This window comes from Planomicrobium soli (assembly GCF_003014655.1).
GTDB classification, from domain to species: Bacteria; Bacillota; Bacilli; order Bacillales_A; family Planococcaceae; genus Planococcus; species Planococcus soli_B.
The window spans coordinates 1-24,062 of record NZ_PYAT01000015.1; the positions used below are offsets into that span (position 1 = coordinate 1).

Annotated in this window: 26 protein-coding genes; 20 read left to right on the forward strand and 6 right to left on the reverse strand. The window is 44.5% G+C overall.

Features of this window, described 5'->3' with window-relative positions; translation table 11 throughout:
* Positions 1 to 112: 112 nt before the first annotated feature.
* Positions 113 to 916, reverse strand: coding sequence for a GNAT family N-acetyltransferase (locus B0H99_RS15040; protein ID WP_106534510.1), 804 nt, complete (start codon positions 914 to 916; stop codon positions 113 to 115).
* A gap of 216 nt (positions 917 to 1,132) precedes the next feature.
* Here B0H99_RS15040 and B0H99_RS15045 point away from each other — a divergent pair, with 216 nt between their 5' ends.
* The 4 genes from B0H99_RS15045 (at position 1,133) to B0H99_RS15060 (ending at position 5,278) form a co-directional block, all read left to right on the forward strand.
* Positions 1,133 to 2,059, forward strand: coding sequence for a manganese-dependent inorganic pyrophosphatase (locus B0H99_RS15045; RefSeq protein ID WP_106534511.1), 927 nt, complete (start codon positions 1,133 to 1,135; stop codon positions 2,057 to 2,059).
* Between the two features lie 125 nt (positions 2,060 to 2,184).
* On the forward strand, positions 2,185 to 2,889 hold the full coding sequence (locus B0H99_RS15050; protein ID WP_106534512.1) for a DsbA family oxidoreductase: 705 nt from the start codon (positions 2,185 to 2,187) through the stop codon (positions 2,887 to 2,889).
* Between the two features lie 100 nt (positions 2,890 to 2,989).
* The gene (locus B0H99_RS15055) at positions 2,990 to 3,619 is read left to right on the forward strand and encodes an FMN-dependent NADH-azoreductase (RefSeq protein ID WP_106534513.1); all 630 of its coding nucleotides are present in this window, start codon (positions 2,990 to 2,992) and stop codon (positions 3,617 to 3,619) included.
* 111 nt (positions 3,620 to 3,730) lie between these two features.
* Positions 3,731 to 5,278 carry an FAD-dependent oxidoreductase gene (locus B0H99_RS15060; RefSeq protein ID WP_106534514.1) on the forward strand — a complete coding sequence of 516 codons (1,548 nt, stop codon included), beginning with the start codon at positions 3,731 to 3,733 and terminating at the stop codon, positions 5,276 to 5,278.
* Between the two features lie 211 nt (positions 5,279 to 5,489).
* On the opposite strand, the gene B0H99_RS15065 is transcribed toward B0H99_RS15060, so the two are convergent.
* Positions 5,490 to 6,011, reverse strand: coding sequence for a YceI family protein (locus B0H99_RS15065; protein ID WP_106534515.1), 522 nt, complete (start codon positions 6,009 to 6,011; stop codon positions 5,490 to 5,492).
* A 204-nt stretch (positions 6,012 to 6,215) separates the two neighbouring features.
* Here B0H99_RS15065 and murB point away from each other — a divergent pair, with 204 nt between their 5' ends.
* From murB to B0H99_RS15090, 5 genes are all read left to right on the forward strand, one after another.
* Positions 6,216 to 7,133: a UDP-N-acetylmuramate dehydrogenase gene (gene murB, locus B0H99_RS15070; RefSeq protein WP_106534516.1), complete on the forward strand. Its 918-nt coding sequence runs from the start codon at positions 6,216 to 6,218 to the stop codon at positions 7,131 to 7,133.
* Positions 7,134 to 7,232: 99 nt separating this feature from the next.
* Positions 7,233 to 8,708, forward strand: coding sequence for a potassium/proton antiporter (locus B0H99_RS15075; protein ID WP_106534517.1), 1,476 nt, complete (start codon positions 7,233 to 7,235; stop codon positions 8,706 to 8,708).
* 99 nt (positions 8,709 to 8,807) lie between these two features.
* Complete coding sequence (locus B0H99_RS15080; protein WP_106534518.1) at positions 8,808 to 11,174, forward strand: penicillin acylase family protein; 2,367 nt, start codon at positions 8,808 to 8,810, stop codon at positions 11,172 to 11,174.
* Positions 11,175 to 11,208: 34 nt separating this feature from the next.
* Positions 11,209 to 11,562 carry a fluoride efflux transporter FluC gene (locus tag B0H99_RS15085; RefSeq protein WP_106534519.1) on the forward strand — a complete coding sequence of 118 codons (354 nt, stop codon included), beginning with the start codon at positions 11,209 to 11,211 and terminating at the stop codon, positions 11,560 to 11,562.
* A complete protein-coding gene (locus B0H99_RS15090; protein WP_106534520.1) occupies positions 11,559 to 11,888 on the forward strand; it encodes a fluoride efflux transporter FluC in 330 nt (109 codons plus the stop codon). The genes B0H99_RS15085 and B0H99_RS15090 overlap by 4 nt, the downstream gene beginning before the upstream one ends.
* A 41-nt stretch (positions 11,889 to 11,929) precedes the next feature.
* Here the strand turns inward: B0H99_RS15090 and B0H99_RS15095 are convergent, their stop codons facing one another.
* Together B0H99_RS15095 and B0H99_RS15100 are read right to left on the reverse strand one after the other, a co-directional pair.
* Complete coding sequence (locus tag B0H99_RS15095) at positions 11,930 to 12,349, reverse strand: universal stress protein (protein WP_106534521.1); 420 nt, start codon at positions 12,347 to 12,349, stop codon at positions 11,930 to 11,932.
* Between the two features lie 12 nt (positions 12,350 to 12,361).
* Positions 12,362 to 13,834 carry a SulP family inorganic anion transporter gene (locus B0H99_RS15100; RefSeq protein ID WP_106534522.1) on the reverse strand — a complete coding sequence of 491 codons (1,473 nt, stop codon included), beginning with the start codon at positions 13,832 to 13,834 and terminating at the stop codon, positions 12,362 to 12,364.
* A 207-nt stretch (positions 13,835 to 14,041) separates the two neighbouring features.
* On the opposite strand from B0H99_RS15100, the gene B0H99_RS15105 reads away from it, so the two are divergent.
* From B0H99_RS15105 to B0H99_RS15115, 3 genes are read left to right on the forward strand one after another with little or no spacing between them, the layout of a single operon-like run.
* The gene (locus B0H99_RS15105; RefSeq protein ID WP_106534523.1) at positions 14,042 to 14,413 is read left to right on the forward strand and encodes an ArsR/SmtB family transcription factor; all 372 of its coding nucleotides are present in this window, start codon (positions 14,042 to 14,044) and stop codon (positions 14,411 to 14,413) included.
* Positions 14,391 to 16,460 carry a heavy metal translocating P-type ATPase gene (locus B0H99_RS15110; protein WP_106534524.1) on the forward strand — a complete coding sequence of 690 codons (2,070 nt, stop codon included), beginning with the start codon at positions 14,391 to 14,393 and terminating at the stop codon, positions 16,458 to 16,460. Before B0H99_RS15105 ends, B0H99_RS15110 begins: the two co-directional genes overlap by 23 nt.
* 22 nt (positions 16,461 to 16,482) lie before the next feature.
* On the forward strand, positions 16,483 to 17,601 hold the full coding sequence (locus tag B0H99_RS15115) for a GNAT family N-acetyltransferase (protein WP_106534525.1): 1,119 nt from the start codon (positions 16,483 to 16,485) through the stop codon (positions 17,599 to 17,601).
* 40 nt (positions 17,602 to 17,641) lie between these two features.
* Here B0H99_RS15115 and B0H99_RS15120 read toward each other — a convergent pair whose 3' ends face one another.
* Positions 17,642 to 17,797 (reverse strand): lmo0937 family membrane protein, encoded by a 156-nt coding sequence (locus tag B0H99_RS15120; protein ID WP_106534526.1) that lies wholly within the window; start codon positions 17,795 to 17,797, stop codon positions 17,642 to 17,644.
* A gap of 165 nt (positions 17,798 to 17,962) precedes the next feature.
* On the opposite strand from B0H99_RS15120, the gene mntR reads away from it, so the two are divergent.
* From mntR to B0H99_RS15150, 6 genes are all read left to right on the forward strand, one after another.
* Positions 17,963 to 18,385, forward strand: a complete 423-nt coding sequence (gene mntR, locus B0H99_RS15125) for a transcriptional regulator MntR (protein WP_106534527.1) — start codon at positions 17,963 to 17,965, stop codon at positions 18,383 to 18,385.
* 18 nt (positions 18,386 to 18,403) lie between these two features.
* On the forward strand, positions 18,404 to 19,264 hold the full coding sequence (locus B0H99_RS15130) for a CvfB family protein (protein WP_106534528.1): 861 nt from the start codon (positions 18,404 to 18,406) through the stop codon (positions 19,262 to 19,264).
* A 53-nt stretch (positions 19,265 to 19,317) separates the two neighbouring features.
* Entirely contained in the window at positions 19,318 to 20,202 is an 885-nt protein-coding gene (locus B0H99_RS15135; protein ID WP_181313686.1) for a DUF1002 domain-containing protein, read from the forward strand.
* Positions 20,203 to 20,345: 143 nt separating this feature from the next.
* Positions 20,346 to 21,314, forward strand: coding sequence for a ring-cleaving dioxygenase (locus B0H99_RS15140; protein ID WP_106534530.1), 969 nt, complete (start codon positions 20,346 to 20,348; stop codon positions 21,312 to 21,314).
* 18 nt (positions 21,315 to 21,332) lie between these two features.
* Positions 21,333 to 21,620: a GNAT family N-acetyltransferase gene (locus B0H99_RS15145; protein ID WP_106534531.1), complete on the forward strand. Its 288-nt coding sequence runs from the start codon at positions 21,333 to 21,335 to the stop codon at positions 21,618 to 21,620.
* A 337-nt stretch (positions 21,621 to 21,957) separates the two neighbouring features.
* On the forward strand, positions 21,958 to 22,530 hold the full coding sequence (locus tag B0H99_RS15150; protein ID WP_106534532.1) for a DUF4064 domain-containing protein: 573 nt from the start codon (positions 21,958 to 21,960) through the stop codon (positions 22,528 to 22,530).
* 50 nt (positions 22,531 to 22,580) lie between these two features.
* Here B0H99_RS15150 and B0H99_RS15155 read toward each other — a convergent pair whose 3' ends face one another.
* Positions 22,581 to 23,069, reverse strand: coding sequence for a GNAT family N-acetyltransferase (locus B0H99_RS15155; RefSeq protein ID WP_106534533.1), 489 nt, complete (start codon positions 23,067 to 23,069; stop codon positions 22,581 to 22,583).
* A 96-nt stretch (positions 23,070 to 23,165) separates the two neighbouring features.
* Between B0H99_RS15155 and B0H99_RS15160 the strand changes: the two genes are divergently transcribed.
* Both B0H99_RS15160 and B0H99_RS15165 read left to right on the forward strand, forming a co-directional pair.
* Positions 23,166 to 23,624: a GNAT family N-acetyltransferase gene (locus B0H99_RS15160; RefSeq protein WP_106534534.1), complete on the forward strand. Its 459-nt coding sequence runs from the start codon at positions 23,166 to 23,168 to the stop codon at positions 23,622 to 23,624.
* Positions 23,625 to 23,696: 72 nt separating this feature from the next.
* Complete coding sequence (locus B0H99_RS15165; protein WP_106534535.1) at positions 23,697 to 23,990, forward strand: hypothetical protein; 294 nt, start codon at positions 23,697 to 23,699, stop codon at positions 23,988 to 23,990.
* Positions 23,991 to 24,062 lie beyond the last annotated feature (72 nt).

A 24,062-nucleotide genomic window follows, 5' to 3' on the forward strand; every position in this document is an offset into this window, starting at 1 on the left:
TTGACCAGCTTCAGTTTGAATTCTTCACTATACTTCACCATAAAAAAACACCCCAAAAGTTAGATTTTCAACTCTAACTTTTGGGGTGCAGCACCAGCTGCAAGCCTCTTTTCTATTCGAGAAATTTCGCCATGTAAAATTCATCGTGTGGTTGATCGGCAATAATGAGTGATTTTTTTCGTACGCCTTCTCTTTCGTAACCGGCTTTTTCATACAGGTTGATGGCTGGGGTATTTTCGGTGACCACTGTCAATTCTAAGCGCGTGACTCCTTTGGCAAGCGCCCATTCTTCGGCTCTTTGGAGGAGTGAAGAAGCAATTCCTTTTCCTCTAGCGTTTTCTTGTATCCCAAGCACAATAGCGGCTCGATGGGCAGCGCGTTTGGCGGCATTTCCAATGACCATTAAATAACCAACATGTTCACCGTTCAAAATGGCGATAAAGATAGTAGAATGGCCATTTTTCTTCCACTCAATAATTTGCTTCCGGACCTTTTGCGTTGACTGCACGCGTTCATCTTTGCCGTATAGCATAAAGTCTGATTCTGCTTCGACAGTTTTTTGCAGCGTCACGAGTGAACTGGCATCACCATGTTCGGCAGTCCGGATCAAAAGGATATCCTCATTGATATCCGCCCCTGCGTTTGCGCCGCCCTCGGAAAGGTCAATCCGCTCGAAAACCACATAGCGATTCGGTTCAACATCTTTAACAAGATACCCTGCATCAATCCAAGCATGAAAATGTTTGGCGGGAGCTTTTGTTTTCTTCCACCAACTCTTATTCAAGTAAGCCGCATTAGGCAATTGCTGGCCCATAATTTTCTCAATTTCATTAAAACTTAGCCTAATTGATGGATTTGTAGCAGACGAAAAATAATTTGCCAATGGAATGTATTTTTTTTCCAATAAAATAGTCAATATTTTCTCCCCTTTTCGCCTAATTCGTTTATAATTACCAATGATTATACCATTAGTCCTATTGATAAGTACACAATTTTTCCCTTAATATTTAAAAATTCTATTTATTTCATAAGAAAGTTCTTTTTCTTCCCGATAACTTCCTTACCGGTATTTCCATAAGGCTGACTTATGGTAGAATAATCACGGAAAACCACAAAACCAGGAGGCAAAAGCATGTCAAAAATTTTTGTATTAGGCCATAAAAATCCAGATACCGATTCGATTTGTTCAGCTATTTCATATGCATACTTGAAAAATGAGATTGGTATGGATGTTGAACCGATCCGGCTGGGCGAATTGAACAACGAAACGCTTTATGCACTTGAACAGTTTAATTTTGAACACCCGCGCCTTGTTACTCGTGTTTCGGCTGAAGCATCCCAAGTGATTTTAGTTGACCACAATGAACGCCAGCAAAGCGCCGAAGATATTAACGAGGTACAGGTGATTGAAGTGATTGATCATCACCGCATCGCGAATTTTGAAACCGTCGATCCGCTTTATTTCCGTGCGGAACCGGTTGGCTGTACAGCAACGATCTTATTGAAATTATTCAAGGAGAACGGTGTAGCGGTTCCTGCTAATATTGCGGGACTAATGTTATCTGCCATCATTTCAGATTCTCTGTTGTTCAAGTCTCCAACTTGCACACAGCAGGACATTCATGCTGCCCGTGAACTTGCTGAACTTGCAGGTGTTGATGCGGCGGAATACGGTCTGGCTATGCTGAAAGCAGGAGCCGACTTGAGCAATAAAACGTTAGAAGACTTAATGTCTTTAGACTCAAAAGAATTTGAAGCGGGTGCTCACCACTTTGAAGTGGCTCAAGTTAATGCAATTGGCGTGGACGATGTTATAAGCCGCCAAAAAGAACTGGAAGTTTTAATGGAGCAAGTTATCACTAAAAAAGGTTTATCGTTATTCCTTTTTGTTGTGACAGACATTCTAAACAACGACTCAGTCGGAATTGTTCTTGGAGAGCAAGCCGGCATCGTCGAATCTGCATTTAAATCCAGTGTTGTTGATAACCGTGTCCTTCTTCCAGGCGTTGTATCACGTAAAAAACAAATCGTACCAGTTATTACCGAAGCGCTTAGCTGATTCCCTTTTGTGGGAATCAGTTTTTTTGTGGTGCGAATCTAAACGGCCTTTTCCGCTTTTCTTATAAGCAAAAAATTTGAGGCGGCTTTGTTCAGTTGTTATAGTAATTGCAAGAGGTGGATAAAATGAAAATTGAAATCTGGTCAGATTATGCGTGCCCATTTTGTTACATAGGCAAGCGGACATTCGAACAAGCATTAAAGAAATCCGGATTTGAGAGCAAGGCGGAAATTTCATTTAAAGCCTTCCAGCTAGATCCGGCTGCACCGAACGATTCGGCCATTTCGGTCTATGATTACCTGGCAAAAAAAATGGACCAGACGGTGGAGCAGGCAAAAGCGATGACACAAGGCGTTGCCGAACATGCCCAGTCGGTCGGACTCCAATTCAATTTTGAAGATATGGTTCATACCAATACATTTACAGCTCACCGGTTGGCAAAGTGGGCAGAAAGTTTAGGGAAAGACGCAGAAGTCACGGAAAACTTGCTTCGCGGCTATTTCATTGAATCGAAAAATGTCGGCGACAAGAATGTTTTAGCTGATATTGCTGAAAAAGCAGGATTGCCGCGCGAGGAAGCGCAAGCAGTTATAGCCTCTGAGCGGTTTACGGAAGAAGTGTTGAACGACATAGAAGAAGCACGCCAAATCGGCATCCAAGGCGTACCGTTTTTTGTGGTCAACCGCAAATACGCATTGTCTGGAGCCCAGCCTCTTGAGACATTTGTTGAAGCAATTATCGAAATCGCGGAAGAAGAAGGCATTCGTCCGGCGGCAAAGCCACAGAGCCGTAAAACAACTTATTGCACCGGTGATTCCTGCGAAGTATGAGCGTGAGCAGAGCAATGGACTTTTCTTCTTTCTTCGGTTATGATTGAGTTGTCTCGAATTAAAGATAAATAATTGTAGAATAAAAGGAGTTTTTAATTAAATGAACGTATTAGTAGTAAAAGCAAACAACCGTCCAGCAACTGAAGGCGTCTCTAGTAAAATGTATGAGGTATTCATGAATGAAATGGGATCAGACGCAAATGTAACTACATTTGATGTCTTTAAAGAAGATATGCCGTATTTTGGCCAAGACTTTTTTGATGCGATGCAAAAATCAGCTCAAGCTGAAGCGATGAATGAAGTGGAACAACGTATTCTTACAGCTTCTGCTAAAGCGATGGACGCATTTATGGAAGCGGATGTTGTAGTATTTGCTTTCCCGCTGTGGAACATGACAATTCCTGCGGCTCTTCAAACATTCATCGATTATATTTATCGTGCAGGCGTAACATTCAAGTACACAGAGAATGGTCCAGTCGGTCTTGTGCCAGACAAGAAAGTTGTTATCTTGAACGCGCGCGGCGGTGTTTATTCCACTCCTGAGATGGCACCGGCTGAAATGAGCGTTACTTATATCCGCAACATCATGAACTTCTTTGGTATTCAAGACATTAACGAAATCATCATTGAAGGCCATGCGCTTGATCCGAATGCTGCACCAGCTATCATTGAAGAAGGCATGGAGCGCGTAAAAGAAGCGGCTCGCCAACTTCAAGGCATAAAAGCATAATATATAATTAACTAAGCCCAAAAGCGTATCTTCGCTTTTGGGCTTTTTCTATTGATTAAAATCAGTGCGAGAGGGTAGTTATCTTATAAAACGGTTATGAGGAGGCAGAGTATGTTAAAAGAGGAAAACACTAGCCGCGTCCCGGAGTTTCCAAAGTCTTACTGGCGCGATGTTCAAGATCTTCCAAGCTTTCCGGCGCTGCGGGAAAACGAATCGACCGATATTGCTGTAGTAGGTGGGGGGATTGCTGGAATCATCAGCGCTTATCTATTAGCGAAAGCGGGAAGAAAAGTGACGTTGATTGATGCAGGGAAGTTGATGGATGGGGTTACAGGCAACACGACTGCCAAAATCACAGCACAGCATGGACTGTTCTACTATCCGCTGATCAAAATCATGGGCGAAGAAAAAGCACGCTTGTATTATGAGGCAAATCTTGAAGGCTTGGACTGGATCAAGCAAACTGCAGCTGAATTGAATATCGATTGTGACTTTGCGCATCAGAATGCGTTCGTCTACTCACAATCAAAAATCGGGGCTAAACTTATTGAAAAAGAAGCGGAGGCTTATCAGCAGCTAGGGATCGATGGCGGATTAGCAAAAGACGAAGTTGAGCTTCCTTATGAAATTGAGCAGGCGATCATTATGCGCAATCAAGCTCAGTTCCATCCAGTAAAATTTTTGACAGGGTTGGTGCGCGAGATTGAGAGGCTTGGCGGAAAAATTTACGAAAAGACCCGGGCAGTGAAAATCCTGAAGAAAAACGATCCTGTCATTCAAACAGAAAACATGTCGCACCTTTCTTGCAATAAAGTGATTGTTGCGACCCATTATCCGTTCAACGATTCGGATGGCCTGTATTTCTCCCGATTGAATGTTACGCGCTCCTATGTTATCGGTGTCCGGACAACTGGTCCTATTCCGAAAGATATGTACGTCAGCGCAGATACGCCTTCGCGCTCCTTGCGCTATGCGACTACAGATGATGGCGAAAAGCTGCTCCTGATTGGAGGGGACGGACATCCGACAGGAAAAAGCAAAACGGAAATGATGCAGCATTACCGAAACCTTGAGCAATATGGAGAGGAATACTTTGGTATTGAAGACATTCCTTACCGCTGGTCAGCACAGGATTTAACGACGCTTGATAAAGTACCTTATATTGGAACCGTTACGGCCGGATACGATAATATTCTGGTGGCGACAGGCTTCCATAAGTGGGGAATGGCCCACGGTGCAGTTTCAGGTTTGTTGCTGGCGGATCAAATTCTTGGGAACGACAACCGCTATGCTTCTTTATACGATCCGACCCGGCCGAAATTGAAGGCGGTCGACATCGCAAGCTTCCTGAAAGACAATGGCGGTGTAGCGAAAGAACTGATTAAAGGCAAGTTGAAAAGACCGTATAAAACAGTTGATAGTTTAAGCAACGACGAAGGTGGCTTAGTCAGCGTAGGCAACAAAAAAGCAGGAGGTTATCGGGACAAGTACGGCCAGGTCCATTTGGTCGATACCACTTGCACCCATATGGGCTGTGATTGTGCCTGGAATGACGCTGAACGTTCATGGGATTGCCCATGCCACGGTTCCCGGTTCTCCTACACAGGAGAAGTTATGGAAGGACCTGCTGTAAAACCACTGAAAAAACTTGGGGACTGATAAGAAAAGGCAGCTAATCAGAAATGATTAGCTGCCTTTTAGCGTTCTATTGTTATGGCCGGTTTTCTAAATAGATGACCCATGCTTTGGGACGCCAGCAGAAAAGAATGATAGCTCTGCAGATCCAGTCATCCATAATCGAAGGGTCATAAGCCATTCTAGCTGTGCGTCTTATGCTTGTCGAACCGTAACGGCCGTTTCCGCTTTTCTATTAAGCCGGATTTGCTTGTAGATCAAGAGAAATCTTGATGTCTTCGCCAACCAATACGCCGCCTGTTTCCAAAGCTTGGTTCCACGTAAGACCAAAGTCTTTGCGATTCACTTTTCCTTCAGCGTTGAACGCAACAACTTCTACGCCCCAAGGGTTAGTGCCTTTGCCGCCATATTCTACTTCGAAAGTTGCAGGGCGAGTAATGTCTTTGATAGTAAGGTCGCCAGTCAATTCATACTCGTCGCCTTTTCTTACGATGTCATTTGCTTTGAATGTGATGTACGGGTATTGTTCAGCGTCAAAAAAGTCAGCGCTGCGCAAGTGGCCATCGCGGTCCGCATTGTTTGTGTTAATGCTTGCCACGTCAATTTTGAAATCGATCAAAGCGCCCTGAAGATTCTCTTCATTTGCTTCCACTTGTGCTTCGTAAGCGCCGAAAGAACCTTTTACTTTAGAAATCATCATGTGTTTTACTGAGAAGCCAACTTCAGAATGTGCTGCGTCTACTGTCCATTTTTTCATGTGTAGTGCCTCCTAAGATTTAATGTTCTGATATAACTATAGCGAGCAATTATCTTAGTGTCAATCCTTTTTAATTTAAAATTCTCGAATTCGAGATAATTTTTTATATGACTTTAGAACGGAACATTGGGATATGGCTTGTCAAATAGTCCGGAACATCGGATACTAATAGAAGTGAAAAGAATTAGAAGGGATTTGCTCTAGATGACGAAAGAAAGATGGCTAGAAGATTTATGCCGCTTTTTGCCTGAACAACAGGTGAAAATCGATGAGCCGCTACACCTACATACATTAACGCGAATGGGTGGGCCAGCCGATATTTTTGTAACTCCAATAACTGAAGATGAAACTGCTGAGACAGTTAAATATGCTTATGAAAACAACATTCCACTTTTGCTTCTTGGCAATGGATCAAATATGGTCGTCCGTGATGGAGGGGTCAGAGGAATTGTCCTAAACTTGAAGAGCCTTCAAGCTATCCGCATTGACGGTGTAAATGTCTATGCCCAAGGCGGAGCCCACATAAAAGAAGTATCAAAAGTGGCTGCTAGCCGGAGGCTTACGGGCATGGAATTTGCCTGCGGCATTCCAGGTTCAATCGGTGGCGCATTGGCAATGAATGCAGGTGCTTACGGCGGCGAGATCAAAGATGTTATCCGGCAAGCGACTGTCTTGACCCATACAGGTGAAAAGCTTGTATTGTCTAAAGAAGAATTGGCTTTAAGCTACCGGAAAAGCATCATAACGAAAAAAGGCTATTACGTCTTGTCTGCAGAATTTGAATTGGAATTTGGAAAGCAGAGCATAATTGATGCGAAAATGAGTGAACTTACTTACCAAAGAGAATCCAAGCAGCCTTTGGAATTTCCTTCTGCAGGCAGTGTTTTCAAGCGTCCGCCAGGTAATTTTGCCGGCAAGCTGATTCAAGAAAGCGGTCTGCAAGGCAAAGGATTCGGTGGAGCGGAAGTTTCTACTAAACACGCCGGATTCATCGTCAATAAAAATAACGCTACAGCAAACGACTATATTCAAACGATTGAAATGGTTAAATCAGCGGTACGTGAGAAATTTGGAATCGACCTTGAATTGGAAGTAAAAATTGTTGGAGAAGACTTGGCTTAATAGAGAAGCGATGCCCGTAATGGAGGCATCGCTTTTATTTTTTAAAAAAGTCTATGCTATAATTTAACTATTCAAAAAGGCAGAGGGCGGGGCGAAGGGATGATAGATTTTTCAACGAACGGCATCATTTTGATTGGAGGCATTTTCCTTCTAGCTGGCGTATTGATGACCAAAGTTTCCGCCCGTGCCGGTGTTCCATCCCTCGTTCTCTTCATGATTATCGGTATGTCCTTAGGAAGCGATGTTTCTGGATTGATTTATTTCTCTAATGCGGAAATTGCTCAATTGGTCGGCATTGTCGCGTTGATCTTCATTTTATTCGAAGGCGGATTGCAGGCAAGCTGGAAACACATACGCCCAGTGCTTGGCGGTTCGCTGGTCTTAGCGACGATTGGAGTGCTCATTACAACATCAATTGTCGCCGTAACAGCCCATTACATTCTGGATATTAACTGGATTGAAGCTTTTTTGTTAGGCTCTATTGTCGGCTCCACTGATGCTGCAGCAGTGTTTTCCGTGCTGGCCGGCCAGAATATCAAATCCAAAATCTCTTCTACGTTAGAAGCGGAATCCGGAACCAATGATCCAATGGCCATGTTTTTAACCATCGCTTTTATTCATTTGATTGAAGTGCCGGATTCGTCAGTTGGCCAAATGGTTGGGGATTTTGTGCTGGAAATGGGAATTGGTGCAGTGATTGGTATAGGAATGGGATTTGTGGCAGTATGGGCAATCAACCACAGCAGTCTAGATGCAGCAGGCCTGTATGCGGTATTATCTGCAGGTTTCGCCATTTTTATTTACAGCTTTGCGGCAATGCTCCATGGCAGCGGATTGCTGGCTGTTTATCTGGCAGCGCTTGTAATGGGGACACGGGAATTGACTCAAAGCTACTCTATTGTCAGTTTCCATGAAGGGGTCGCATGGCTCATGCAGATTCTCATGTTCGTCATGCTCGGGTTGCTTGTTTTTCCAAGCCAGTTGGCCGATTGGGATTTAATCTGGAGAGGGCTTGTCCTATCGCTTGTATTGCTGCTGGTAGCACGGCCGATTGCGGTTTTTGTCTCAACCATTTTCTTCGATTACTCCATAAAAGAAAAAATATTCCTTTCTTGGGCGGGGCTCAGGGGAGCCGTTCCGATCGTCCTTGCCACTTTTCCATTATTGGCAGGCGTGGAAAACAGCTTTTTGTTCTTTAATATCGTCTTCTTTATTGTCATCACCTCCGCCTTGCTTCAAGGCTCGACCATTCCTTTTATGGCAAAAAAACTATCGCTGAATGGCCGCCCGCAACCAAAGCGTATTCATTCTCTAGAGCTGGTATCGATGGACAGGGCCAATGCCGAGATGCTGGAAATCGAACTGACAGCAAAATCCCCGTTTGCCGGTCAGCTTGTTCAGACGATTGGGTTGCCGAAACAAACTGTTATTAGCGCTATTATCCGTTCCGGTAAGCTCGTTATGCCGACCGGGAAAACAAAGTTGAAAGTCGGGGACGTACTATACGTTCTGGCAGAAAAAAAACAAGTGGCCAAAGTGAAGATGGTGCTTGGAGAAGAAGATATCGCCCATTAGCCCGCCCATAGCGGGTTTTTATTTTTTCCTGAAAAGGATTTTCTATGATGGCAGTCGAATGAAACAGCATACAATGAAAAAAGAAAAGGAGTTGACTTTGTGCCGAAAAAGAGGGAAAAAGGATCGAAGTTGAAATGGATTTTCGGGCTAGCAGGGGGGTTATTGGGTATTGCTGTTGCTGCACTTATTTTTGTAAACGTTTTCATAAATAAATCCAAACCGGAAATTGAAGGTGAAACAACGGTGAGCGTATTGGAAAATAGAGTGAGCGTCATTAGAGATGAGATCGGCGTACCGCATATTAAAGCTGAAACAGATGCGGATTTGTACCGCGCGCAAGGTTATGTGCAAGCTCAGGATCGCATGTTTCAAATGGATTTATCGCGCAGGCAGGCAAGTGGGCGTTTAGCAGAAGTAGTTGGGGAAGCAGCGGTCGATACCGATAAGTTTTTCCGGACGTTCAGTTTGAAAAATGCAGCCGAAAAATCGTGGGACGGATACGACAAAGAAGCTAAACAAGTGCTTCAGTGGTATTCGGAAGGCGTTAATGCATACATAAAAGAAGCGAAGTCGGAGAATAAGTTGAGCTTCGAGTTTTCACTGCTTGGTTATGAACCGGAGGAATGGTCGCCGATCGATTCTTTGACCATCGGCAAGTACATGGCGTATGACCTTGGGGGAAATTGGTCGACACTTGCTATACGCCACTGGGCATTGAACGAGTTCTCTGAGAATAAGGCAAGGGAGTTGTTCATCGAGTATCCGGAAAATGCGCCATCAATCATTAGAGCCAATTTAAAGCACAAGGTGAAAGTGGCAGGGGACTTCAATAGTTCCCCCATCCCTCCGGAATTCAATGGCAGTAACAATTGGGTTGTATCTGGAGATAAAACTGAAAGCGGCAAGCCGCTTCTGGCGGACGATCCGCATCTTGGCCTCAGCACGCCATCAATTTGGTATCAAATGCATTTGGAATCGCCAGAACAAAATGTCAGCGGTGTAATATTTGCCGGTATTCCGGGCATTATCTTGGGCCATAATGAAGAAATAGCTTGGGGCGTAACGAATGTTGGCCCGGATGTCCAGGATTTGTACATTGAAACGCCGAATCCCAAAGATGCTCACCAATTTTTATACGAAGGCAAGTGGGAGCAAGCGGAAGTGCGCGAGGAACCGATCAAAGTGAAAGACGGTAAGACGGAAGAATTTGAAGTGGTCGTGACACGCCATGGGCCGATCATTTCCAATGTTCTATACAAAGAGGAAGATCCGGAAGCTTTGTTCTCGATGCAATGGACAGCACTTGAGCCTACTCTGGAGCTGCAGGCTGTATTAGGCTTCAACAAAGCGGCAAATTGGGAAGAGTTTGAAACCGCGCTGGAAGATTTCCAAACTCCGGCGCAAAACTTTGTGTTTGCATCAACCGACGGCACCATCGCCTATAAAGCGAATGGCCGGATTCCAATACGGAAATCAGGAGACGGACAATTGCCTGTTCCTGGGAGTTCTGATGAATATGGCTGGATAGGTTATGTGCCGTTTGATAAACTGCCGCGTGCAGTCAATCCGGCTAGTGGATTTATCGCCACGGCGAATAACGAAGTGGTGGATGAATCGTACCAGTATCACATCACCGATTTTTGGGCACAGCCTTACCGATATGAGCGAATAGCAGAAGTGCTTGAAGTATCGGACGATTTGACGAAAGAAGATATGATGGCGCTGCAGATGGATCAGAAAAATTTGTATGCAGCTGAATTTTTGGGGAGTATGATGGCGGCTGTACGTGGTGAAACTAAGGAGTATGATGAGCTGCTTAATATTTTGGAACACTGGGATGGAGTTGACAGCCAAGAGCAAGCGGCGCCGCTCATTTTCCACAATTGGATCAAGCAGTTGCCAGTTACCTTGCTTGCAGATGAATTTCCAGAAGATGTTTTTGAAATGCTCCCTGGCAAAAATCATATTACGGACCAGATGATGCGAGATGCGTTCGTCGGCAGGGGAGGAGTTTGGGTTTCGGAATATGGGGGAGTTGGAAAATGGCTTACAGACGCGCTTGCTGAAAGTATTGCGCAAACAGAGAAAAAGTTCGGCAGCGACTATGAAGACTGGAAGTGGGGAGATGATCACCAGTTAACCTTCCCGCATCCTTTAGCCGCAGCGTCACCAATTATTGCCCAATTTTTAAATCCGGATTCGGTGCCGATCGGCGGCTCGAATATTACGGTTCAAGCGGCTGCTTCCAATAAGGAGGGCGAAGTCAACCATGGCGCTTCCTGGCGATTTGTCGCTGACTTGAGCGATTTGTCCAGGGCCTATCACATAGTCGGACCAGGCCAGAGCGGCCATATGAAGTCGGCTTATTTCCATAACCAAGTAGATGACTGGGCCGAAGGAAGATACCATGAAACCATACTGGGTGGAGAGGTGAAAGGATCGACATTAATCTTGTCTCCAGAGTAGGCTATAATAAGAGAAAACGATTAGAGGCGATAGTGTGAAACGGTTGTTGGCGGTCGGTTTCGGCGGAATGGCGGGAACGGTACTGCGGATGTGGATTTATACAGCGGTTCCCAGTGGGTTTGGAATATGGACGGTCAATCTGGCAGGAAGCTTTTTGATCGGCATAGCGGCTGCACGGCTAGCAGGAAAATCTGCGGAACTGCGGTTATTCATCTCGACAGGGCTGCTCGGTTCGTTTACAACTTTCTCTGCCTTCTCCGGCGATTGGTTCCATTATCTGGATCAATCTTTCGTGCAGGGAATGGTATTTGCTTTAGGTATGACTACTGGCTCGATCGTGGCTGCCGCTTTTGGTTTGTGGATCGGCAGAAAGGAAGGTTCTCAATGATCAGCGTTGCAATTGGTGGTTTTTTTGGTGCTATTGCTCGCTACCTGTTTTATCTTTTCGCCGAAAGCAAAGTGTTGCAGCCGAAAGCGGCCACTTGGCTTATAAATAGCTTAGGTTCATTTGCGCTTGGCGCGCTTTTGGGAAGTGGAGAGGTATCAGCATTTTGGATAACAGGTTTTTTGGGCGCTTTCACGACATTTTCTACAATGGCCCTCGACATAGTCAAAGACATTGAAGACGGCAAGTGGCAGAACGGATTGGTATACGCTGCAGCTGCTTTGTCCAGCGGCATCGCGATGTTCAGTTTAGCCTATGCAATAATGTAACAAAAGAGGCATCCGGTAATTTACCGGATGCCTCTTTTTGTTCATTTGACAATAATGACAGGCGCGTGAACCCGTTTCGCCACTTTATGGCTGACGCTGCCCAGCACCATTTCCTGAAAGGAGTTCAGCCCGCGGCTGCCAATGAAAACCACGTCATAGCCGTTTTCATTGGCGTGCTGAACGATTGTCGGACCCGGTGTACCATGCAGCGTTTTTGTTTCAAACGCCACGCCTTCCGAGCGGAAGATCTCTTCTAACGGCAATAAATGCTTGCGTCTTTCAAAATGGACTTCGTCATTGCTCTGGCCATGAAGAATTTCGCTGCGCGCTTTTTCATAATCGATGACATAAAGAAGGGTAATGACAGCATCAGGATTCGTTTTTGCCATTCTCACCGCTTCTCGGGCGGCTCTGATGGAATGCTCGGAGCCATCTGCTGCAACAAGAATTTTTTGATACATGCAAACCCCTCCTTAATGTTGGCTTGGACTGCTGCCTTCTTTGCCATAAGTCGCTAATTTGTTCACGAGTTTTTGGCTCGATGCATTTAACCCTACGATTTCCACTTTTTGCGCTTTTGCTTGTAATTTGTTCATTACACGGTCGATGGCTCCAACTCCAGAATCATCCCAGACAGTTGCATCTGAAAAATCCAATATAATGTGATCGACTGCATGTGCAGTATCGAAATACGCTACAAAATCCTGAGTTGAAGCAAAGAATAATTGTCCGTGTACTGTATAAACATTCGACGCATCTTTTTCAAATTCCTTTTTTCGGATTTCTACTTTGGAAATTTTAGCTGCAAACAAAACCGCACTCAAGATGACTCCTGCAAATACGCCTTTTGATAAATCGTGTGTGTAAACGACTACCACTACAGTTACCAGCATGACAATCGCGTCTGCTTTTGGGGCAGTCGCCATATACTTGAATGACCCCCAGTCAAATGTGCCGATGCACACCATGACCATAATGCCGGCAAGAACGGGCATCGGAATTTGCACAACCCAATTTCCAAGAACAATGATCAAAAACATTAATACGGCTCCGGCAGTAAATGTAGACAAGCGCCCGCGTCCGCCGGATTGGACATTGATGCCAGATTGGCCGATCATCGCGCACCCAGCCATGCCGCCGAAAAAGCCGGTAACAAAATTAGCGATTCCTTGGCCGCGTGCTTCCTGGTTTTTATCCGAATCCGTTTCCGTCGCATCGTCCAAAATGGATGCCGTCAATAATGATTCCAACAATCCAATGATTGAAAGCGCCAATGCTGTTGGAAAAATAATCTGCAACGTTTCGAAAGTAAACGGCACATTCGGAAGGAAAAACGTCGGCAGTGTTTGGGAAATAGTGCCGAGACTGCCGACATTCTGAATGTCGATGCCTGTATACATAACAAGTCCGGACAACACTAAAATCGCGATAAGCGGTGCTGGAATTGCCGTGAAGAAACGCGGCAGGATATAGACGATGGCCAAGGTAACAGCCACAAAAACATACGTAATTAAATTAATTCCGAAAATAAACGGCACTTGCGCCAGAAAAATCAAAATGGCGAGTGAGTTGACAAAGCCAATCATAACGGCACGTGGAATAAACTTCATAAAGCGCGCGATTTTCAAATAACCGAAAATCACTTGAATAATTCCAGTTAAAATCGTCGCGGCCAATAGATAATCCAAACCATGATCACGGACTAAAGTGACCATCGCAAGCGCCATGGCGCCAGTGGCGGCTGAAATCATGGCGGGCCTTCCGCCGACAAATGAGATGATGACCGCAATGGAGAACGAAGCATATAGCCCGACCATCGGGTCCACTCCAGCAATGATAGAGAAAGCGATTGCCTCTGGAATAAGAGCCAAAGCAACAACGATGCCGGCAAGAATATCCGCTCGGATATTGCCAAACCATTGCTCTTTATAGATTGGTGTGTTCAAAAAAATTCCACTTCCTTTTAATCTGTTTTTCTTTTTGACTCCTCACTCTCAAAGAAGTCCCGGGGCTTTGCAATAGTAAAAACTTTATCATTTTTTCTGCAAAGTGTAAACGTTCTTCATTCAAATCGGCGTTTGACTAAAGTTTTCGAAAGATTTATACTAGAGAAAACAGTCAAATGAACATTTGAATGAAAGAGGGTCTCCGATATGAGAGAAATTTGCGAAATCACGACAGTCCACCCGGAAGTAGTAGAAAAAGTGCAGCCGCGCATGGCCGATATGTCTCAAGTGGCCAATTTATTTAAAGCGTTGGCCGATGAAACAAGATTAACTATTGCGTATGCCCTAACAATAGAAGAAGAAATGTGCGTTTGTGATATTGCAGCAGTGATTGGTTCGTCGACAGCTACAGCTTCGCATCATTTGCGTTATCTTCGAGACCGCGGATTAGCCAAGTCTGCGCGCAAAGGAAAACAAGTTTATTATTCGTTATCCGATGACCACGTCCATCAGCTGGTGAAGATTGCCCATGAGCATGCGAAAGAGGGTGCCGAGGATGCAAAAAACATATCGTCTTGAAAATTTATCCTGCACAAGCTGCGCCGCAAAATTCGAAAAGAACATCCGGGCGTTGCCCCAAATCAACACAGTCAACTTAAATTTCGGTGCTTCAAAGCTGACTGTAGACGGTAACGTATCGATTGCAGATTTGGAGAAAGCAGGAGCGTTTGACCATATCCGCGTTTATCCGGAGAAGGCGAAGGTGGAGTATGTACCGTTCTACAAACGGCGCCAAACAATTGAAGCGGCGCTGTCATTTGTCTTGATGCTCATCGGAGTTATTGTTTCATTCCAAACGAGTGAAACCGACCCGCGTGCCATTGGGTTGTTTGGTGCGGCAATTGCCATCGGCGGCTATGGGATGTTCTGGACCGGATTTAAAAATTTAATGAAGTTACAATTTGATATGAAGACATTGATGACCATCGCGATTATCGGTGCCGTAATCATTGGAGAATGGCGTGAAGGTGCGGTAGTCGTCTTCTTGTTTGCGGTAAGCGAAGCGTTGGAGTCTTTTTCAATGAACAAAGCACGGCAGTCGATTCGCGGATTGATGGATTTGGCTCCTGCCCGTGCCTTGATTCAGCGCAATGGAGAACTTTTGGAGTTGGATACAGAAGACATTCAAGTGGGGGATATGCTGATCGTCAAGCCAGGCCAAAAAATAGCCATGGATGGAACGGTACTGCGGGGGTCTTCTTCCGTCAACCAAGCAGCGATTACCGGCGAATCGATTCCGGCTTTAAAGCAGCAAGGTGATGAAGTGTTTGCAGGTACTTTTAATGAAGAAGGTGCTCTTGAAGTTCACGTTACAAAGCGGGTAGAAGACACGACTATTGCCAAAATCATTCATTTAGTAGAAGAAGCACAAGCTGAAAAAGCGCCTTCCCAGCAATTCGTTGACCGTTTTGCCAAATACTATACACCGGCTATTATTGTTATCGCCTTCTTGGTGGCCATTGTACCGGGATTTATAACCGGGAACTGGGACTTGTGGGTTTACCAGGGACTAGCCGTATTGGTCGTCGGATGTCCGTGTGCGCTCGTCGTTTCGACGCCGGTCGCCATCGTCACAGCCATCGGCAATGCTGCTCGCCAAGGTGTATTGATCAAAGGCGGCATCCATCTAGAAGAAACCGGGCGAATTCAAGCTATCGCTTTCGATAAGACCGGAACGTTGACTAAAGGCTATCCGGAAATGACAGATGTCATTGCAGAATCTGGTTATACAAGAGACGAAGTGGTGAAGATTGCAGCTTCTGTAGAAACCATGTCCCAGCATCCGCTGGCTCGAGCCATTACTGTCCAAGCGGACGGAGCCTACGAATACGAGGATTTCCAATCCCTCACTGGAAAAGGGGCAAGTGCCATTGTGAATAGCATCCGGGTTTCAGTAGGCAGTTTGGTTTGGGCGGAAGAAGAAGGGTTCCAAATTCCGTCCCATTACTGGAAACTGCAGGAAAGCGGGAAATCTGTCATGGCTGTATTCTCAGCAATGGAATTGATCGGTGCCATTGCAGTGGCTGATGCAATCAGAAAAGAAAGTCCGCAAATCGTTCGCACCTTGAAAGATATGGGCATTCAACGAACCATTATGTTGACAGGTGACCACCCGGCTACTGCAAACGCCATCGCAGCAAGCATTGGGATGACTGATGTCCGTGCCGGATTGATGCCGGAAGATAAATTATCAGCGATTAAAGAGCTTCAACAAACGTATGGACGTGTTGCTATGATTGGTGACGGTGTCAACGATGCGCCTGCCCTCGCAGCGTCCACAATCGGCATTGCAATGGGTGGAGCGGGAACAGATGCTGCACTTGAAACTGCAGATATTGCTTTAATGGCGGACGATTTGGAAAAACTTCCGTATACAATTAGACTCAGCCGAAAAACTTTGCGTATAATAAAGGAAAATATCATTTTTGCTTTAGGATTGAAAATAATTGCTTTGCTTCTGATTATTCCAGGGTGGCTGACGTTATGGATCGCAATTTTTGCGGATATGGGCGCTACACTGCTCGTTATTTTGAATGCGCTGCGGTTGGTGAAAGTTCAGAAGTAAGAAGTACTTGGAGGATTTTGGTTTGAAATTAACTGAATGGACTATGGAAGAGCAAGAACAGCTTATTAATTTTATGACAACAAATTCATGGCCGTTTCACGGAATTGAACATCCGGTAAGAGGTTTGATCCAAAAAACAATTGAGGAAGGCGGATACCAATCCGACCAAGTCACAACGTTTTGGATTGAAAATGATGAAGGCATGCAAGTTGGACTAGTGAAAATTTTCGATTTGCGAGACGACATTCCGCTTTTTGATCTGCGGATTGCGGATCCTTACCGAGGCAAAGGCTACGGGCCGAAAGCGTTGAAAATGATTGCGGATTATGTTTTTTCTTTGCCGGAAAAGAAAATTCGGCTGGAAGGAAATACGCGCCACGATAATTTTGCGATGCGTAAAGCCTTTGAGCGGACCGGTTTTGTCAAAGAAGCACATTTGCGCCAAGCTTGGTTTTCGCCGAAAGAGAACCGTTATTATGACGCGGTGACTTACGGCATGACCCGCGAAGACTGGCAGGCTGGCATTACTACGCCAGTGCATTGGAATGACGAAATGGAGATTATTAAAGAACCTACTTTCAATCCGCTTTTGCTTGATTTTCCGGAAGAATTCGAATCGGAGCGGTTGGTGATACGGGCTCCGAAGCGGGAAGATGCTAAACTCAGCTATGAAGCTGTGCTCCATTCCATGGATGCCCTGCGCCCATGGATGCCTTTTGCTCAGAAAAAACCGGACTTGGCGCAAATGGAAGCAAATTTAGTGGAAGCTATTGCAGATTTCCAGCTGCGCAAAGATTTGCGTTTGCATTTTTTCTCGAAAGAAACAGGTGAGTTTATCGGTTCATCCGGTCTTCACCGGATTGACTGGGAAGTGCGGAAGTTTGAAATCGGCTATTGGGTGGATAATCGGTTTGAAGGAAAAGGCTATGTAACGGAAGCGGTTGATCGCATTACGAGATTCGCTTTCGAAGAGCTTGAAGCCAATCGGGTCGAAATTCGCTGCGATCCGGAAAATGTCCGGAGCCGTGCAGTGGCTGAGCGGCTGCAATTTAAACTCGAAGGAATACTTCGCAAAGATTCCATATCCAAAATTGGCAACAAACTGCGTGATACGTGTGTTTATGCAAAAGTGAGAGAATAAAAAGAGGCGGCAAGGGAATTTCCCTTGCCGCCTCTTTGAGCTAAACGCCCCGTCTACCTGTTACTAAATTGATAATCAAAATAATAGCTGCGATGACCAAAAGAATGTGAATCAATCCGCCTGCAACGTCCATTAAGAATCCGATTAACCAAAAAGCAATGACGATTACCAATATAATCCAAAGAATGCGTCCCATACTCCTTCACCTACCCTTCATTTACTCATAGTAGTATATGCCCTGAAAATGCACGGTTTAAACATCGGCGGAAAAACGAATCTATTCTCTACCGAGAGAGCACCGGTTGTTGGATAAGTTGGGGTATAGTAAACTGAATAGAGCTATGTTAGGGAGGAACCAATTTTGCCTACTCCAAGTATGGAAGATCATATTGAGATAATCTATTCACTTATTGAACAAAAAGGATATGCGCGTGTATCGGATATTGCAGAAGCTTTATCGGTTCTGCCGTCTTCCGTAACGAAGATGGTCCAAAAACTTGATAAAGATGGGTACTTGATATATGAGCGATACCGCGGCCTTGTGCTGACTCCTCAAGGACAGAAACTGGGAAAGCGGCTTGTAAAGCGCCATGATTTGCTTGAACAGTTCCTGCGGTTGATCGGGGTTGATGAAGAACGCATTTACGGAGATGTAGAGGGAATTGAACACCATCTAAGCTGGAATTCAATCAACCGGATTGCTGATTTGGTTCAAGTACTGGAAGAAAATCCAGTATTCCGGCAAGAGCTTGAAAAGTTGAAAAACGAACAAAACGAAAAATAACACTAGGAGGATATATAAATGGCATTGCATCCAGGATTAAAAGCAACACTGCACATAAAAGATCGTTCAGGTTCACAATGGATCTTAACGAACAGTTCAGGGGATGAAGTTCTTATGAACGCATCAGAACTTGAAGAAGGCCAGGAGATTGGCGGAGAAATTGAAGTTTTCATGTACCGCAATCGCCAAGGCGGCATTTCAGCTACACCGATGATTCCGCATATTCTGCCAAGCCAATATGGCTGGGCGAAAGTATTGAAAGTATCAAGGCGCGAAGGGTTGGTAGTCGATATTGGCACTACCCGCGAAGTATATGTGCTTCCTGCCGATCTTCCGCAACTCGAAGAATTATGGCCAGAACCAGGCGACCATATTTTCATGACATTGCGCACAGACCGTTACGGAGATCTGTATGGCCGTCTCGCCACTGAAGAAACAGTCAGCGAACTATCTGTTCCGGCACCGGAAGAAGCATTCAACAAAGACTTGAAAGCACGGGCTTACCGGTTGCTTCCGGTTGGGACGTTTATGCTTTCCGATCCAGAAATGTACCGTATTTTCGTCCACGAAAGCGAACGGGAACAAGAGCCGCGCCTCGGTGAAGAGAAGACAGTCCGTGTTATTGAAGTAAAAGATGACCGGACATTGAATGGATCATTGCTGCCGCGCAAACAAGACCGTCTATCAGGCGACGCGGAAAAAATTATGGCTTATTTGGAAGAGTCGGGCGGGCAAATGCCGTTTACCGACAAATCTTCGCCGGATGAAATCCAGGAAATGTTTGGCATGAGCAAGGCCGCGTTTAAACGAGCGATCGGAACTTTGTACAAAGCCCGCAAAATTATCCAAGAAGAAGGATGGACAAAATTAACGAAGTAATGCAACCTTTTCTCATAAAATACGTACTAATTTGGAGAAAGGGGCTATAAATGATGAAAAAAACAATTTCGGCCATTGCGATGGTTTTTGCAGTATCCGTTTTATCACCGGCAATGAGTTTGGCAAATGTCGGCATTAATGAAAAATTCGGCTTGCCAATTGCGGTATATGGAGGCAACCTATCAGCTGCAGAAAAAGAAAACGTCGCAAAAAGTTTAGAAGTGACGGGTGAAGTAGAAGAAATCGAAGTGACAGGGCAGGACCTTGTAAAATACATCAAAGACGGTGATTCACGCGCACGCATGTATTCATCCGCTAAAATTACGCGTCAGGATGAAGGCAAGGGCATGGTAGTCCAGATTGTCACGCCGGATAATATTACGCAAGTAACGGCTGAAATGTACGCTAACGCGATGTTAACGGCGGGCATCAAAGATGCAACAGTAGAAGTGGCGGCACCGAAACCAGTAACAGGACATTCAGCGCTTGTCGGTATTTATAAAGCCTACGAAGTAAATAGCGGGGAAGAGTTGGATCCTGAACGCACAGATGTTGCTAATGATGAACTGGGTGTAGCGACTGAAATCGCAGATAGTGGTGTAGATGAAGCGAAAGTCAGCGAATTGCTGACGGAAATTAAGAAGGATATCGCTGAACAAAAACCGCAATCGCGGGAAGAAGTAGAAAAGATTGTAGAAGAGCAAATTATCAGGCTGCAGATCGAGCTGAGTCCGGAAGACCGCAAATTGCTGGTTGATTTGATGGACCGCATCCGCAGTTTGAACATTGATTTTTCTAAATGGTCTAATGAACTCAATGATTTAAGCAAGACAATTGAAGGCAAAATCGGTACAGTTGTAAACGATGATGGCTTCTGGCAAAGTGTTAAAAATTTCTTTAACAAACTGATCGACGGGATTCGTTCATTGTTAAGTTAATAAAGCAAAGAGGTGGATCAGATATATACTGATCCACCTCTTTTATTTTACATTAAAAAGTTTCCTTTGTTGCGCTACCGGCGGGCAGATGATAAGATGAATTTAATATCTCGAATTCAAGATAATTAGAGGAGGAAGTTCAAATGAAATTAGAAGGCATTCATCACGTATCAGCAATCACAGCCAATGCGGATAAAAACCATGCATTTTTCACGGGCATTTTAGGCATGCGTTTGGTTAAGAAAAGCGTCAATCAAGACAATACATCTTCTTACCATTTGTTCTATGCAGATGCAGTCGGTACGCCAGGTACAGATATGACATATTTTGATATTCCGATGGCAGGACGAACCTATCCTGGCGTATCCAGCATCAGCAGTACTGGATTCCGGGTGAAGAGCGAAGCTGCTTTAGATTACTGGATCAGCCGCTTCGAAGGATATGGCGTGCCGCACGGAGAAATCGAACAGCGTTTTAATCGATCCACGCTGTCTTTTCAAGATTTTGAAGGATCACGGTTAATGCTTGTTGTTGATGATGGAACTGGAATTGAGTATGGTATCCCGTGGTCGAAAAGCGGAGTTCCGGAAGAATTTGCAATTGTTGGCTTGGGACCTGTCCAATTAACTGTCCGTAAAGCGGGTAAGACGGCCGCTACATTGACTGAAATCCTTAGTTTCGAACAAATCGGCTCTTATCCATCCACTATTGAGGGCATGTCCGATATTTTAGTGTTTTCAACAGGAAAAGGCGGCCCTGCCGGCGAAGTACACTTAGAAGAGCGCACAGATTTGCCGCCTGAACGTCCAGGCAGAGGCAGTGTTCATCACGTTGCGTTTCGTGTTAAGACGTTTGAGGAATATAGTAAGTGGAATGAGTATTTGCGTTCGAACGGTTTTGTCACTTCAGGCGAAGTGGATCGCTATTACTTCAAGGCAATCTATTTCCGTGAGCCGAACGGCATCTTGTTTGAGTTGTCAACAGATGAACCGGGATTTGCGACCGATGAACCGATGGAAGAGCTAGGTGAAAAATTGGCTTTGCCGCCATTCCTAGAGCCGAATCGTGCCCAAATCGAAGCTTCCTTACGTCCCTTGACGCTTAACGACTAAGTAAGAGGAGGATGAAAAATGAACTTTGAATTTACGGAACTTGGCCATGACGAATTTGCTTTTATCTGGAAAGAAGAAGGTGATTTGAAAGCAGAAATCACATGGACACAGATGGCTAATGTTATGGTTATCGAGCATACGTATGTCGACCAATCATTGCGCAACCAAGGCATCGCGAAAAAGTTGTTGGATGAAGCCGCAAATTATGCGCGCCAAAAGAATTACAAAATGGAGCCAGTCTGCACATATGCAGCTGTTGCATTTGAGCGCTACAGTGATTATGAAGATGTAAAAGTAAAAGCATAAAGATAAAAGCAATCCGCTGTTTTGACTAGTGGATTGCTTTTTTTATGGTTCTGATATGTAGTTTTTCATGCGTTCCTCCATCTTATAGGGCCGTCATAAAGAAAACGATAGCTGTTAGAATGGAAGCTCCACCTATTCCATACATAAAATCTGCTTGATTGAATATTAGTTTTTTTTCCATTTTTATAACCCCTCTCAAATCTTTGTTAACAATAAAATACCCGACATACAAGAGCTTAAACAGGTTTTATTCAATTTTTTAGGGGAAAGGAATAGCAAGAAACGAAAATTCAGTATTAGTCAAAAAGAAATTAAAATTTCAGAAGAGGTGATTGGCATGAACGAAGGCAGAGTTAGCAGGGGTGCTGAAAAGGCACTTGGCATTATCGGCATCATCTTTAATCTTATTGTAATCGGTTCTACCATTTTCTTAATCAGCAATTCAGACAGCTTTCAGAGCTCTCCGCAATTTCAGCAGATTGAAGAAGAAATCAGAAATAATCCATCTTTTGCAAATCCTCAGGATGCCCAAGCGGCAGTTGATGCTTTTGCGGCTAGTTTTGGGGCGGTCGGTTGGACGCTTGTTGCTTTACTAGCAATCAGCACGCTTTTTGCAATACTGGCCGTGCTTAATCTGCGTAAAGACAAGAACGCAAAATTGGCTGGAGCATTCTTTATCATTGCCGGTTTATTTGCCGGAATTTTATCCCTGACATCTATTCTTTTCTATATTGCTGCTATCATGTGTTTTGTTCGCAGACCAAAACGTACACACAATGATGATTTGCGTTACCGCGACGATGACAGAGGCGGCCGTACGGATGACTACTCCCGCCGGACACATGATGCGGAAAGCCGTACTGATGAAGCTCTTCATAAAAAAGAAGATACGCCGTATCGACCGTTATAAAATTCCGGCGCACTAACATCTTTGGCCCATAGAGCTAAAAAAGCACCTGCTTATAAAGCAGGTGCTTTTAAATCGTATACATATTTAGCTGTCTGCAATGGGTAGCCTTCGAACAATTCTTCAAACTCTTCGACAAATTTAAAACCGTTGGCTTCGTAAAAATAGCGGCCTTTCATGTTTGCGCTTTCTACATAAACAAATAACTGAGAGCCATTCAAGAGGGATAACCCGCTAGTCAACAACTTTTTGCCGTAACCGTTGCGTTGGTATTCAGGCTTTAAATAGATGGCAATCAACTCAGCATCGCCATCTTCATCAACTTTAGTGAAATTGGCAAAACCGACGGGCCGGCCTTCATGTTCAGCTAATAGCATGATTGTCTTTTTTAAACGCATTTCCATCATCGGAAATGAATAGGATTTATCTAAGAAACTTTTTTGGACTGGGGAGGGAATGATTCCATCATACGTATCACTCCAACTAGTATAGGCAATTTCCTGTACAGAAGAAATGTCTTCTGTCGTGCCTGTGCGAATCATGCGATCACCTCTAAAATTCTTTTTGCCATCATATCAAAAAATACCCTGAATAGCCACTGATGTGGAATAATAGTAGGAAAAAGGAGGCGGTATTTTTTGAATTGGAAAACTTATCATTTTAACGATTTATCAGTTGGAAAATTATATGAAATTTTAAAACTGCGTGTCGATGTTTTTGTAGTGGAACAAGAATGTCCATATCCGGAGCTTGATGGCCTGGACCAAGAATCAGTGCATATTGAATATACAGAAGATGGCAAGACTCTTGCTTATGCCCGTATTGTTCCTGCAGGAGTAAAATATGAGGTTCCATCGATTGGCAGAGTAATTGTTCATCCTGAAGCCAGAGGACGTGGCCTTGCCAGACAGTTGATGAATCAGTGCATGGAATATATTCTTTCGGAATGGCAATCCGAAGAAATTCAGTTGCAGGGCCAGGTTTACTTGCAGGAGTTTTACGAAAGCGTCGGTTTTCAACCGATATCAGAAGCATACGATGAAGACGGCATTCCTCACGTTGACATGAAATATACGTCAAAGCAAAATCGCATTTGAATCCTTACTAATTTAGGTTAAGTCTTAAAAGTTAAGGGTAAATAGAAGATAAATCTGATGGGAGTGGTATAGATGGCAAAACGAAGAGGTTTAGTGATCGCGGGATTAGCTGCCGGTGCATATGCGTATTTTAAGAACCCTGAGAACCGGAGAAAAGCCACCATCGCTTTCAACAACACGAAATTGAAGGTTAATGCTTTTATGGAATCTCAGAACTTGGAAGGCTTTGAAGGATCAGGAACGGCCGGTTCATCTGATGAAGCATCTTCAACTGCGAAACCTAAAAGTGATGGAACGTCGACAAGCGTTCAATACGTCAATGAAGATAAGGAAAAAGAGGAAATAGATCCCGTTAACCCAAGTTAATGGCCTCATTGAATTGATGTTGCACACGCAAAAAAGGATGGGAAATTCCCATCCTTTTTTGCGTGCCTCCAT